Annotated in this window: 12 protein-coding genes; 7 read left to right on the top strand and 5 right to left on the bottom strand. The window is 41.4% G+C overall.

The features are described 5' to 3' along the window. Nucleotides 1-463 precede the first annotated feature (463 nt). The 4 genes from MTN96_RS33265 to MTN96_RS33280 all read left to right on the top strand — a co-directional run bounded on the left by MTN96_RS33265 (nucleotide 464) and on the right by MTN96_RS33280 (nucleotide 6,793). The gene (locus MTN96_RS33265) at nucleotides 464-1,639 is read left to right on the top strand and encodes an exo-beta-N-acetylmuramidase NamZ domain-containing protein (protein ID WP_248534307.1); all 1,176 of its coding nucleotides are present in this window, start codon (nucleotides 464-466) and stop codon (nucleotides 1,637-1,639) included. A gap of 9 nt (nucleotides 1,640-1,648) precedes the next feature. Beyond that, the gene (gene pbp4b / locus MTN96_RS33270; protein WP_248534310.1) at nucleotides 1,649-3,313 is read left to right on the top strand and encodes a penicillin binding protein PBP4B; all 1,665 of its coding nucleotides are present in this window, start codon (nucleotides 1,649-1,651) and stop codon (nucleotides 3,311-3,313) included. 187 nt (nucleotides 3,314-3,500) lie between these two features. Next, nucleotides 3,501-4,877 carry a Na+/H+ antiporter NhaC family protein gene (locus tag MTN96_RS33275; RefSeq protein WP_029773935.1) on the top strand — a complete coding sequence of 459 codons (1,377 nt, stop codon included), beginning with the start codon at nucleotides 3,501-3,503 and terminating at the stop codon, nucleotides 4,875-4,877. A 173-nt stretch (nucleotides 4,878-5,050) separates the two neighbouring features. Next, nucleotides 5,051-6,793, top strand: a complete 1,743-nt coding sequence (locus MTN96_RS33280) for a potassium/proton antiporter (protein ID WP_004587502.1) — start codon at nucleotides 5,051-5,053, stop codon at nucleotides 6,791-6,793. A gap of 218 nt (nucleotides 6,794-7,011) precedes the next feature. Here the strand turns inward: MTN96_RS33280 and MTN96_RS33285 are convergent, their stop codons facing one another. The 4 genes from MTN96_RS33285 to MTN96_RS33300 all read right to left on the bottom strand — a co-directional run bounded on the left by MTN96_RS33285 (nucleotide 7,012) and on the right by MTN96_RS33300 (nucleotide 9,647). Further along, nucleotides 7,012-7,521: a hypothetical protein gene (locus MTN96_RS33285; protein WP_248534312.1), complete on the bottom strand. Its 510-nt coding sequence runs from the start codon at nucleotides 7,519-7,521 to the stop codon at nucleotides 7,012-7,014. Nucleotides 7,522-7,814: 293 nt separating this feature from the next. Beyond that, nucleotides 7,815-8,438 (bottom strand): hypothetical protein, encoded by a 624-nt coding sequence (locus MTN96_RS33290; protein ID WP_248534314.1) that lies wholly within the window; start codon nucleotides 8,436-8,438, stop codon nucleotides 7,815-7,817. After that, entirely contained in the window at nucleotides 8,425-8,997 is a 573-nt protein-coding gene (locus MTN96_RS33295; RefSeq protein ID WP_248534316.1) for a sigma-70 family RNA polymerase sigma factor, read from the bottom strand. Before MTN96_RS33295 ends, MTN96_RS33290 begins: the two co-directional genes overlap by 14 nt. Nucleotides 8,998-9,011: 14 nt before the next feature. Next, nucleotides 9,012-9,647, bottom strand: a complete 636-nt coding sequence (locus MTN96_RS33300) for an energy transducer TonB (protein ID WP_004587506.1) — start codon at nucleotides 9,645-9,647, stop codon at nucleotides 9,012-9,014. Nucleotides 9,648-9,792: 145 nt separating this feature from the next. Between MTN96_RS33300 and MTN96_RS33305 the strand changes: the two genes are divergently transcribed. Further along, nucleotides 9,793-10,299 carry a DUF3087 domain-containing protein gene (locus tag MTN96_RS33305; protein WP_248452320.1) on the top strand — a complete coding sequence of 169 codons (507 nt, stop codon included), beginning with the start codon at nucleotides 9,793-9,795 and terminating at the stop codon, nucleotides 10,297-10,299. A 34-nt stretch (nucleotides 10,300-10,333) separates the two neighbouring features. Beyond that, entirely contained in the window at nucleotides 10,334-10,783 is a 450-nt protein-coding gene (locus MTN96_RS33310) for a low molecular weight protein-tyrosine-phosphatase (protein WP_024031596.1), read from the top strand. Between the two features lie 43 nt (nucleotides 10,784-10,826). On the opposite strand, the gene MTN96_RS33315 is transcribed toward MTN96_RS33310, so the two are convergent. After that, nucleotides 10,827-11,939, bottom strand: coding sequence for an energy transducer TonB (locus MTN96_RS33315; protein ID WP_248452321.1), 1,113 nt, complete (start codon nucleotides 11,937-11,939; stop codon nucleotides 10,827-10,829). A 455-nt stretch (nucleotides 11,940-12,394) separates the two neighbouring features. On the opposite strand from MTN96_RS33315, the gene ribA reads away from it, so the two are divergent. After that, a complete protein-coding gene (gene ribA, locus MTN96_RS33320; protein ID WP_024031598.1) occupies nucleotides 12,395-13,018 on the top strand; it encodes a GTP cyclohydrolase II in 624 nt (207 codons plus the stop codon). The last annotated feature ends 31 nt before the right edge of the window (nucleotides 13,019-13,049 follow it).

A 13,049-nucleotide genomic window follows, 5' to 3' on the forward strand; every position in this document is an offset into this window, starting at 1 on the left:
CATAGCTCAGCTGGATAGAGTACCTGGCTACGAACCAGGCGGTCGGAGGTTCGAATCCTCCTGCGCCCACCACTTTCTATTACTACTTAAGTTAATAGAAAAGAAGCCGACAAAAGTCGGTTTTTTTGTGTCTGAATTTTGAGAAAGCTTTCAGCTATCAGTTAAGCAAAACAAACACCCCTGCTAAAAATTTCAGCGTAGACGTAGAGCTTGCTCACGTTAGAAGCGCAGCTTCTAATTACTTATGCATATATTCAAACCCATTTACGAGCGATGCTCGTCGCGCTAGCAAGCTTAGCGCCTAAGGGTAAACTTTAAACCCTGAGTTTAATTGTCGTAGACATAAAGCGTGATCACGTTAGAAGCGCACCTTCTAGTTACTTATGTACAGCTCAAAACCATTCACTGCTCTTTAACTTAAGCTGTGGTATTTTAAACACCTTGTTTAAAAGGAACTTGCTGTATGTTTAAAGCTGTATTCATCACCTTTGTTTTACTATTTATCACTATTTTTAATGTGGGCGCGCACGCTCACACAGCTCAAACAACGCCAATTGTTGGCGCTGCTCAATACAAACATTATTTGCCACAGCTACAAAATAAACGTGTTGGCCTTGTGGTAAATCAAACATCGCTTGTTGAAAATACTCATTTAGTGGATGCTTTACTCACTAAAAATATAACCATAACCAAAATTTTTGCACCTGAGCATGGTTTTAGAGGCGATCACGACGCAGGAGCTCATGTTAAAAATGCGGTTGATAGTAAAACCGGTATCCCGCTTATTTCTATTTATGGCAAAAACAAAAAACCAAGCGCTGAGGCTTTGAGCGAAGTAGATGTTATTATTTTTGATATACAAGATGTGGGCGTGCGCTTTTATACCTACATAAGCTCTATGCATTACATGATGGAAGCCGCAGCCGAGCAAGGTATTGAGTTTATTGTGCTTGATAGGCCAAACCCCAATATTGCCTACGTTGATGGGCCAATACTTGAGCGCCAATTTAAATCGTTTGTAGGCATGCACCCAATCCCCGTGCTGCACGGCATGACGGTAGGCGAGCTTGCAAAAATGATCAAAGGCGAAAGCTGGATCAATAAAGCGGCTGATTTAAAGCTTACGGTGATCCCGGTTGATCATTACACGCGCTCAACATCCTACAGTTTACCTGTAAAACCCAGCCCTAATTTACCTAACGATCAATCAATTGCGCTGTATCCTTCGCTTTGCTTTTTTGAGGCAACCCCTGTAAGTATTGGCAGAGGCACCAACTTTGCGTTTCAAGTAATTGGCTACTCGCCCGTTGCGCTTGGGGATTTTAGTTTTACACCGCGCTCTATTAAAGGGGCGGCAGCAAACCCTAAATTTAAAAATACCCCTGTAAAAGGGCTCGATTTACGCACAGCAAACACGCGTGGGCTTGATTTAAGTTATTTAATTACGGCTTATAATAAATTAACTAAAAACAATATTACCTTTTTTGAACGCGCTGATTTTATGGATAAATTGGCTGGCACTAACAAACTACGTTTAGCTATTGAAGCAGGGCAATCAGAGCGGCAAATAAAACAAAGTTGGCAGCAAGGGCTTGCAGCATTTAAAAAGCAACGAGCGCCTTATTTGCTGTACAAGTAAGGGGAGCAAATGGCTTTAGTAATAAACAAAAAATTAAGAAGCTGTTTTAAAACGGCTTTACTGGCGCTTGTTAGTATTACTCTTGTAGCGTGCAGTTCGGCAAATAAGCCAAATGAGTTTACAGCCAGTGAGCTTAAGCAAAGCAAATTAGTAACGCTTCCAAACGCCCAAGTTATTGTCACTTTTCCTGAGGCTAACCCAAGTAGCCGTGAGTACGTAAATAACCGTGGCACTTTTAAAGCGTATAAAGGGCGAGGGCAGTTATTAATTCAAAATAATAACGCGATAAGCGCCGATATTTTTATAAATAACCAAAAGCTTAATATTACCAACCAATTAGCCGCCAATACTTTATATGAGTATTCGCTAGCAAGGCGCACCCACAACGGGGTAAATACGTTTAAGGTTGAAAATATTAAACCTAAAGGCGCAAGCCTTACCTTGCGCTTTGAGTTTCCAACCTTAAATACCGCTGCGCAAAGTAATATAGACTTTAGCCAGGTCGATGCCCTTATTGAAAAAGACATACAAGCTGGTTTTCCGGGGGCGGTATTAGCTGTTATTAAAAGTGGTGAACTAATAAAGCTTAGCGCCTATGGCGATGCCAAACAGTACCAGCAAAGTGATTTGCTGCTACTACGCCCAGAGCCAATGCAAACACATACTCTGTTTGATTTAGCCTCTAACACCAAAATATTTGCCACTAACTTTGCCCTAATGAAACTTGTAAGCGAAGGGCTTTTAAATATAAACAAGCCCGTACAAAGTTACTTACCCGAATACAAAGGTGATGGCCGCGAGCTGCGCACAGTTAAAGATTTACTCACGCATACAGCGGGTTACCCTCCGGTGTTTGATTTTCATCGTAAAGAAACTAAAAATGGCGATGCGTATTTTTCGCAAAATAGCCAAACCACAAAGCAGCTGTTACTTACGCAAGTACCGCTGAGCAATAAATACCCCGCACAAGCCGTTTACTCCGATATTGATTACATGATTTTAGGCGTACTGGTTGAGCGTATATCCGGGCAACCACTTGATGATTACCTCGAGCAACACATTTACGCCCCACTTAAACTGACCAATACGGTATTTAACCCACTTAAAAAGGGCTTTAAACGCGCTGAATTTGCAGCAACCGAGCTTAGCGGCAATACCCGTGATGGCCGTATTACCTTTGATAATATTCGTACTAATGTTTTACAAGGCGAAGTGCACGACGAGCGAGCATTTTATTCGTTTAATGGCGTAGCAGGGCATGCCGGTTTATTTAGTAATGCACCCGATTTAGCTGTGCTTTGCCAAGTACTATTAAACCAAGGTGGTTTTGGCAATACCCAGTTATTTAGCGCATCAACCTTAGCGCAGTTTTTAACGCCACAATTAAACAACGAAACCTATGGCCTAGGCTTTAGGCTTGCAGGTAACAACCAAGCTAGGCGTTGGCATTTTGGCCCTTATGCAAGTGCACAAGCGTATGGTCACACCGGCTGGACGGGCACAGTAACGGTTATTGATCCAACCTACGACTTAGCCATTATTTTATTGACCAATGCGCGGCACACAAAAATAAAAGGAAGCCAAAAACATTACCAGTTTTTGGGCAAACAATACGAGACCGCGCAATATGGCTCGGTGGTATCGCTTATTTACGAAGCACTACTAAATCAATAAATTATCGTTTAGGCTAAAACGGCCTAAGTGCAGTGCCTTAAGTGATTTATTTGCAGGTGACTTAACTAAGCCAATCCATTAAGCTAAGCGGTTTACAAATTCAGGCCACATTTTTAAAACGGCCTGTAAAATAAGCGTTTCAACGTGAATAAAGCGAACGCACTTCGCTATTAATAAAGGTTAATTTATGTCTTGGTATTCTATATTACCGCCGCTCATTGCTATCGCTATCGTATTTTGGCGAAAAGAAGTAATAATGGCACTTTTGGTGGCCGTGGCTTCATCAGAATTTTTACTCGCTATACAAGGCGAGGGTAATACCTTATTTGCTACATTTTTAAATACCATTGAGCGCATAATATCGGTAGCCAGCTCGCCGGGTAACACTCGCATTTTAATATTCAGTATTATGATTGGTGCCTTGCTTGCCTACATACGCGAATCAGGCGGCGTAGCAGCCACCGTTAATATGCTTATGAATAAAGGCATTGCAAAAAGTAAGCGCCAAGTTGGCTTTTTAACCATGTTTACCGGCATCGCAGTATTTATAGAGTCAAACCTCAGCGTATTAACCTCAGGTATTGTATCGCGTGGCTTGTTCGACAAGTTTAAAATGAGCCGAGCGCGCCTTGCTTATATTATTGATAGTACCAGTGCACCGGTGTGTATTTTAATATTACTTAACGGTTGGGGCGCATTTGTACTGGGTTTACTTGGCAATTACGAGCTAAGCGAATCGGCGGTTTCTATTTTATGGGGCAGCGTAGGGTACAACTTTTACGCCATTATCACGCTAGTCATTGTGTTTTACACTATCGCGTTTGATAAAGTACACGGCCCAATGAAAGAAGCCGAGCAAAAGCTAGAGCTGCAAAAAACGGACCTAAAAGAAGAAGTAAAAGGCTCTAAAGCGCGTTACATGCTCGTGCCATTACTTACCCTAATTGTGAGCATGGTAGGCTTTATGTTTTACACCGGCAACGGCGTACTTGCAGAAGGCAGCGGCTCTAAATCGGTTTTATACGCAACGGTATTAGCCATTGTGGTTGCATATGTTTTAATGATTAGCTCGCGCCAATTTACTCACCATCAATTAGTCGACACCGGCTTTAAAGGCATGGGCGAGTTATTACCGCTGGTGAGCATTGTATTGCTTTCACTTACACTGGGCGCAAGCTTAAAAGAGCTAGGCACGGGCGTATTTGTCGCATCGCTAGTGGGTGATTACTTACCTATTTACTTAATTGTACCAGTGCTGTTTTTAACCGGTGCGGTTATGTCGTTTACTACGGGTACCTCGTGGGGCACATTTGCCATACTTATTCCTATTGGTGTACCGCTTATTCAAGCACTCGGTTTACCACCTTCACTGGTGGTGGGCGCTATTTTAGGCGGCGGTATATTTGGCGATCACTGCTCCCCTATATCCGACACCAGCGCTGTATCGGCACTCGCCTCGGGGTGTGATTTACTCACCCACGTTAAAACGCAGCTACCGTACGCGTTATTTGGCGGCGCACTGACGTTTATAGCGTACTTAGTAACAAGCATAATAGTGTTATAAAATTGCTCGTTTAAATACTCAAAGGCCTGCTTAATCGCAGGCTTTTTTGTTTTAAATATGCAGTTAAGTACCCGTATTTATATTTTTTAGGTTATTGTATGGCATGAGCTTTAAGCTTTTTAATAGCTATAAATTCTTACTTTTTAACTTATACAAGGCTGTAAACCCACACTATGTTTGTAATAGATAATATCATTCTTGTTAGTGCCATTTTAATTTTACTAGGGGTTATCTCGAGCAAGCTATCTGCGCGCGTTGGCCTACCCGTGCTGGTGCTATTTTTACTGGTGGGCATGCTTGCAGGTGAAGACGGTATTGCAGGTATATCATTTGATAACGCAGAGGCTGCGCATGCTCTGGGCACGTTAGCACTGGCTATTATTCTATTTGATGGTGGGCTACAAACGCCAACCAGCTCTATTAAACAAGTGTGGAAACCTGCTTCGGCTTTAGCTACGGTCGGGGTGCTTTTAACGGCTGTAATTACCGGCCTTGTCGCCACTTATATTTTAGACCTACCCGTATTACAAGGCGTTTTACTGGGCGCTATTGTGGGCTCTACAGATGCCGCTGCCGTATTTGCACTTTTACGAAGTGCAGGCATTCACTTAAATAAAAAACTTAAATCAACCCTTGAAATAGAAAGTGCCTCGAACGACCCAATGGCTATTTTTTTAACGGTGGGTTTGCTCGAAATGCTAGTGAACGACATGCCAATAGGGCTGGGTTTACTGCAGTTATTTGCCCAGCAAATGGGCGTAGGCGCCGTTTGTGGGTTTTTAATTGGTAAGGTGTCGGTGTGGTTTATTAATCGAATAAAATTAAATGCATCAGGTTTGTATTTAGTAATGGTAACCGCATTTGGGCTGCTTTCTTTTGGCCTTTCTGCAACGCTTGGCGGCAGTGGCTTTTTAGCTGTATTTATAACTGGCGTTATTTTAGGTAACAGTAAATTTGTATATAAACGCGGCATTTTTCTGTTTCACGATGGTTTAGCGTGGCTTGGGCAAATAACCATGTTTGTTGTGTTAGGGCTTTTAATTAATCCCTCGTCGTTGGTTGATGTATGGCTAGAAGGGTTGTTAATTGCACTGGCACTTATTTTTGTTGCTCGCCCACTAGCGGTAGCGCCAATTTTGAAATTATTTGGCTTTAATAATCGCGAAACATTATTTGTATCTTGGGTGGGGTTAAGAGGCTCAGTGCCCATTATTTTAGCTATATTCCCGCTGTTGTTTGGCCTTTCAGGGGCGGAGCTTATTTTTAATGTGGTTTTTTTCGTGGTGTTAATCTCGGCCACGTTGCAAGGCTCAACTATGCCTTGGATGGCTAAAAAGTTAAGTTTAATAGAGCCGCCACCCGATTTAGCAGCTGCAACGCTCGAAATTACCGCCCTAAACGATATTGATATAGAAATTGTAGAGTATACGTTAAGTGAGGTTTCTCGCGTTTCTGGGCGCAGTTTGTCACATGCTGCACTGCCAGAAAGTGTAGTTGTAGCCATGATCACACGAGGGCCTTCAATCATACCGCCACGCGGCTCTACTAAGTTAAAACCCAACGATCATTTATTTGTTGTTTTAAAACCTGCTAATAGACCTTTTGTTGATTTAGTTTTTACAGCAACCGATAAAACAAACCACCAAGACAGTCACTTAGCGCGCAACGAACTTAAAGTGAAAGGGGTTACGCTAGTAGGCGATATATTTTACTCATATCACATGAAAATAGACGCCCCAGAGGGCATAAGCTTGGAAGAGGTGATCAACCAAAAGCTCTCAGGAGAAATCAGTAAAGGCTCAATTGTGGTTATTGGTAATGTTCAACTACGCGTTATAACAATGGTACATACACGTATAGTGACCATCGGCTTAAAGTACTTACACAATCCAGAGCAACGACTTTTAAAGCAGTAACCATTAACGCTGATTTAAAGGTATTAGCGACGTAGGTTGGGTTGAGTGACACGAAACCCAACGTATCACCGATGCAATGAGTAAACCCAAGGCTAATTATATGTAGTGTTTTTGTAAGCGCTTAGCTTGCTGATACACCGGGTATTAGCCTGAGTTCAATTACAAAATACATAAAAGCCTGCTTAATAGCAGTTTTTTTAAAGCATTGAATGTGGATTTTACTTATTAAATGAGTAATCAACGCGTGCAAAAGGCCATTCGTTTTTAATCCATATTTTAACGCTCGTTTTTAATTCGGTAAAAAGTGGTGTAGCAATATGCTCTTTAGCGACCCAACTAAACACGGTGGCGTCAAACTTATCACTAGCGGTACCTGAAATGTAAATGCAGCCAATCACTTTCGTTTTATTGTTATTCATTACATGGAAGGTAAAAGATTCTTTATTATCAAATGCGATTAAATCATTTTCTAATGTTTGTGTGTTTTCATCCAAAGTAAAGTCATCAGCAGGCCATGTTGTGCCTAAGCTATTTTGAATAAACTCGCGAGCAGACATAAGCGCTTTGTAATCAAGAACTGTGTATTTAGGGTTTACCTTAACTAAGGTAAAGTTTTCAAAGCGCTTTTCAACCGGTACTACAAATACGTTATTCACTAAAGCCTCAGCCTGCACAAACGAGCAGCAAAATGTATAAATAGCAAAAACGAGTAAAAGTAGCTTTTTCATATTTTTTTCTTAAATTTAAACTAAAAGTTAAATAAAATTATATTCGTACAACTCATAAATCCAAAGAGCTAAAATAATGTATTTTCAGGAGTGTATATATTTGCTGTCAATAAAAACCAAAATGAGACTGACTGCTTTCTAACTTTTATAGGGCGCTACTCGAGGCTTGAAATAATGATGAGGAATAAAGTTAGCTATGTAGTAACTTTCCCTCTGTGCAGCGCGAAGCGCCTCTGTGTTCTCGGTGGTAATAAATATCTAAATTACCACCAACATTAACTGAGCTAAACCACCTAAGCCCCACACTGCCTAGTCCCAACTCCCGCATGTTTAAGTGCAATAATCTGCCCTTTACCGTTATGCGCCATAGCCAACATATCACCCGTATTTAGACCACTTTCTACCGCATGTTTACCCTTTAAATCACTGAGCAGTGACTGCTTAATTTGCACCAGTACCTCGTCATTACAGCTGGCTATGTACCAGTCGTTATCAACCTTTACGAGCGTGCCGTATTCTATGTGGCGTTGTTGGTGTAAGCGCAAGCTATTAGCATGCTGAGTATCGAGTGCATGTTTTTGCTCGGTAATGGCGCTTGTGTAACTGCCCGATGGGGTTATTTCGTGGGTTTTAATAATTGAGTAGTCGTGAATGTCTATAGTTTTAAATGAGCTGTTAAGCACCGTTTTAGGTGCGTAGTTAATGCCATTGCTGTTATCAAATACAATAAATGCGAATACGCCCAGTGCGCAGGCAAGGCTGGTTAACTGTAGCGTAAAACTAAGCCTTGAGGGCTTTTTATGGCTGGCATTATTAAGTAACGCTTTTTTTTGGGAAGCGCTGAGTGTAGTGCGTGCTTTTCGCTCTTTGTAGTGTTGAGTGAGCTTTTGATCAAACTGCTCATCAGGCTTGTTCATTGTTTGCTCCTAATAAACGTTTAAGGTTTTTCTTGGCATAGCGCAGCCTTGTTTTTACGCTCTCATGGTTGCTTTGCGTTATAAGCGCTATGTCGGCAAGGCTAAAGCCTTCTTGTTGTAAGGTAATGGCTTCGCGTTGAACAAAGCTCAGTTGCTTGAGTGCGCTATCGAACGCTTGGTAATTTATATTGCTAATACTATTGTTATTACCTTGCTCATTTTGCTGCGCGGGTAGGTGGGTGTTTTCGTCAAGCTCTACAAAGCGCTGTTGTTTGCGGTATTCGTCTACTAATGTGTTGCGCGCGAGTTTAAATAACCACGCTTTTGGCGTGGTTTGCGCTTGGTAAAGGTGGCGTTTTTCGATTACTTTTAGCCAGGTTTGTTGGCTTACGTCGTATGCTAAATGCGTATTAGATTGCGTCACTAGGTAGTGATATAAATCGTTACTGTATAGGGCAATAAGCTGCTCTAAGTAGCGGTTGTCGCCACTTTTTGCGTAACTTGCCATGCAATCCTTGCTTGGCGTTTCAAATAACCATGACTTAATACTGAGTAGCATAGGCGTTTAGTCCGTTAAATAGAGTTATCTAATTTAAAATCGAGCTGTACGGTTTGATCTGTTTGTAATTGTGCCACACCTTCTATTACTTTGGGGCGATATTTCCAGCGTTTTATGGCTCTTATTGCTTCGCGGTCAAAGGTGCGTTTGGGCTCGGCGTTTATTACCACTGGGTTTATTACTTCGCCGGTGGGCGAAATACTAAAGCTCAGTTGTACCCAGCCTTCTATGCCGTTGCGCGCAGCAGATGTTGGGTATTTTGGATTTATGCGTACTATGGGGGTTGCATCGCCTGTTGGGCGGTTAATCGTGCTATTTATATCATCTCCAAAATCATCAATAGTGATTGGTGTTAATTCGTTAATCGCTATTACAGGGTCGTTTGAGGTATCTATTGGTGGTGCTTTAGGCGGCGTTTTTGGCACAGGCGGTGGTGGCTGTATTTTTTGTATATGCCTTACTTGTGAATCCTCTGGTGCCTGAAAAATCTCTACAATAATATCCTCGCCAAGTTTTATAGGTGCGCGCTGCTCGCCACTAATTAAGTATTGCATAAATGCAAAGGCGGCAAAGGTCATTACTGCGCCGCCAATAACGGCGGTTGATGTTTTAATAAATGCTGAATTATTGGGTACTTCAAGTGTGTGCATAAGCCGCTCCGAGTAAACTTATTGGGTTGTTTAAAAGCTATAACGGGGGGCAAATCAAAAAGGGGTTAAATAATTTTATAAAAATTGCGGGGTTTAGTTACAATAGCGTTCGCTATATTTTTACTTATTAATTTTTTAGGCTGTTATGCAACTCATACAAATAGATAAAGCACGTTACCGCAAACATTTAAATAGGGTAATTGCTGGGTGTGCGGCGGGTTTAGCTGTTGGCAGCTTGGCTATATCGCAAACGTTAATTGCGTTGTTTCCTGATGAAAGCGGGAGCCATTTTCATTGGAATTTAACCGGTGTTGTTATAACAAGTTTGGCCATTGGCTGGCTGTTAAATAAATACCGTACCCATAGTTTTATGACCGAAGTGGTCTATGTGTGGGAGCTTAAACAAGCGCTTAATAAAATAACCCGCAAAATGCCAAAGCTAAAAGCGGCAGGGCGCGAGGGTAATGCCGATGCATTATTAGCGATTCATTATAGTTATGCGGGCTCACGGCTTTTATGGCAGCTTGACGATAACACCATTACTATGGATGAGTTAGCTATAAAACAAACCGAGCTTGATAGTGTGGCGGCCAAGTATAACCTGACTTTAAATGCCGATGACTATAACGAGGCTATATTAAAACAGTTTTAAAGCCTAGGTGGTTAAATTAGCTAAAGGAGCCTTAATGAAAAAAGTACTGATAGTGTGTTTAGGTAATATTTGCCGTTCGCCCACAGCAGAGGCGGTGTTAAAAGCGCGTGCTAAAAAATTAGGCGTTGAGGTAAAAGTAGACTCGGCAGGGACTATTGGCTACCACGAAGGTAAAACGCCAGATAGCCGCTCAATGGCTGCAGGCGAAAAACGCGGTTATAGCTTTAAAGGTATATTTTCGCGCCCAGTGCGCAGCAGCGATTTTACTGAGTTTGATTTAATTTTAGCGGCCGACACACAAAACTTAGCTGACTTAAAAGCGCAATGCCCCACCCACTTACATTACAAGCTGGCATTGTTTTTAGAATACGGCGAGCAAAGCCAAAGCGCCATACCCGACCCATACTACGGCGGCGATGATGGCTTTGAAAATGTGCTCGATTTAATTGAAGCCGCAAGCGATAAAATACTCGCAAAGCTTTGAATAAAGCTACCTGAACAAAAAAGACGCTATAATACCTTGCGTGTTATCTGGCTATTTTAAAGTCGAGCTGTACTTGCGTACTTGCAACAACGGGTTGGCCGTTTTCAAATTTTGGTGCATAACGCCACTTTTTAAGTGCTGTAAGTGCGGACCTTTCAAACTCTTTCCCCCCTTGTGAGCTAACTACCTCTGGGTTTTTAACAAAGCCTGCGGTATCTACGTCAAATTCAACAACGACAATACCATCTCGCATTTGGCGTGCTTTGTTTTGTGGGTACTCAGGGTTTTTGCGGTATATAGGTGTTTGCTCTTGTGTTTTTTTCCACGGCACCATTTTAGCAATTGCTAAACAATGCTTAGTGGCTTGTTCGCTTTGGCCTGTTTTTTCGTAAAGGTTAACAAGCTTTGAGTGCGCAGTAAGCTCAGCGCTGTGATCAAAGCTTAAGTTGTTATCAAATACCGATACAACATGGTTTAGTCGTTCAATGGCTTCATTGTATTTTTTCTTACCTTGAGCAAACGACGCCATTAAAAAGTCGGCTTTAATGCGCTCTACGGTGTTGTCGTCTAAGTTATTACGGTAGTAGTCATCGGCTTGGTTAAGCAGCGTTTTAGCTTTATGGTATTTTTTATGAGCAAATTTTTTGGCAAGCAGCGAGGCTGCTTCAAACTGCATGTCGGCAACGAATTTAGGGTTGTTTTGTGTTTTAGCAATCTCAATTATACGGTCGTAATCGTTATCGGCTTGATAGGCCGAGCTGGTGTTTTCCGCTTTGCCTATTAGGGCATCGATTGTTTCTATTGCATTTTTACCGTGGTTATTTGCCAGTATTGTATAGGCTTGCGAGTAAAGTTCGAAGCGTTGCTCTGATACATTTTTTTTGTCGTTGATAGAGCGCGGCGCTGTAATTGCTTTGGCGTAATTAATAGCAAGGCTTGCGGTGTTATCACTTTTATCACCATAAAGCGCAAGGCCTGTAGTATAGGCATGTTTAGCCGCTTGCTCTATGTTTTCGTCTTTTTTAACAGCCGTTAAATAACTTTGGTATGCATCAGAAAAGGCGGCTTTATCATCGCTTACTTGGCTTGCATTGGCCTGGCTTGCAAAAGGCGAAAAGGTTAATCCGATAACTAAGGCGAGGTGTTGTGCTTTCATAATAATCCCTATTAGTGTTCAATCTAGAAACAAAATACCACAAGTGATAATAGTTTTCATTACTCTTTGTGTGGGCGTTTGCTTATAAAACTAACTAATTACCTAATACCCATGTGCACTAAGCTGTAACTAATTTTCGTTATTAAACTGTGCTAATAGTGCCTACTGAGATAACAAGGTAACACCGTTTTAGCTTTTTATAGGTGCGGTGTATTAACTTAATGTATAAGCAGCGTGGTAAAAGTAATAAAATTAAAATAGCAAATGCGTACAAGTTTGTCATTGTTTTGGGGAAATAGCCTTAGGTAGTGGGAGTTTATTGCATATTAAGATTGAAAATAGGCTGTGTAATCGCCATATATTTGCCATAAACCTAGTGTACTACGATCTAACTTTAAACATTTGTGATATTATCACCTTATGGTGTCGTAGTTATTTAATTATTTGGATTTGTCGTGGCGCAAGTAAGAGCAAGAGCCCAGCTTAATGTTGGCAAAAATAGTGATATTCCCGCAGAAATAGTGTCTTTTAGTGGCTTAAAAGACGGCCAAGAACACGTTGCGTTTGTATTTAACAATGCTGATGTAAATCAAAATGTGCCGCTTATTCGCATGCACTCTGAGTGTTTAACCGGTGATGTGTTTCATTCATCGCGCTGCGATTGTGGCGAGCAGTTAAATGAGTGTATTGAAATGATGCACGAGCAAGGCGGGGTGTTATTGTATTTACGCCAAGAGGGCCGAGGTATTGGTTTATATAATAAAATTGATGCTTACGTGCTGCAATCTCAAGGTATGAACACTTACGAGGCTAATAATCACTTAGGTTTTGCTGACGACTTACGTGATTTTTCGGACGCGGTATTAATGCTCAACGCACTTAATTTAAGCCACGTTAAATTAATGACCAATAACCCTAAAAAGCTTAATGCATTAAAAGATGCCGGCATTGAAGTAGACACCGTTATTGGTACCCATGCGCACATTAAAGCAGGCCTTACAGGTAACAAAGCTTACCTAGAAACCAAAATAAAACACGGCGCACATATGTTAGATATTAAAAAAATTAAAAAACCTTAACTATTTAATCATGTAGTGTCTGTTAATCCCC

The sequence above is a fragment of the Pseudoalteromonas sp. 2CM28B genome (assembly GCF_023161935.1).

Coding starts and splice junctions, on each gene's coding strand:
- MTN96_RS33265 (WP_248534307.1), top strand. CDS start 464: ATGTTTAAAGCTGTATTCATCACCTTTGTTTTACTATTTATCACTATT.
- pbp4b (WP_248534310.1), top strand. CDS start 1,649: ATGGCTTTAGTAATAAACAAAAAATTAAGAAGCTGTTTTAAAACGGCT.
- MTN96_RS33275 (WP_029773935.1), top strand. CDS start 3,501: ATGTCTTGGTATTCTATATTACCGCCGCTCATTGCTATCGCTATCGTA.
- MTN96_RS33280 (WP_004587502.1), top strand. CDS start 5,051: ATGTTTGTAATAGATAATATCATTCTTGTTAGTGCCATTTTAATTTTA.
- MTN96_RS33285 (WP_248534312.1), bottom strand. CDS start 7,521: ATGAAAAAGCTACTTTTACTCGTTTTTGCTATTTATACATTTTGCTGC.
- MTN96_RS33290 (WP_248534314.1), bottom strand. CDS start 8,438: ATGAACAAGCCTGATGAGCAGTTTGATCAAAAGCTCACTCAACACTAC.
- MTN96_RS33295 (WP_248534316.1), bottom strand. CDS start 8,997: ATGCTACTCAGTATTAAGTCATGGTTATTTGAAACGCCAAGCAAGGAT.
- MTN96_RS33300 (WP_004587506.1), bottom strand. CDS start 9,647: ATGCACACACTTGAAGTACCCAATAATTCAGCATTTATTAAAACATCA.
- MTN96_RS33305 (WP_248452320.1), top strand. CDS start 9,793: ATGCAACTCATACAAATAGATAAAGCACGTTACCGCAAACATTTAAAT.
- MTN96_RS33310 (WP_024031596.1), top strand. CDS start 10,334: ATGAAAAAAGTACTGATAGTGTGTTTAGGTAATATTTGCCGTTCGCCC.
- MTN96_RS33315 (WP_248452321.1), bottom strand. CDS start 11,939: ATGAAAGCACAACACCTCGCCTTAGTTATCGGATTAACCTTTTCGCCT.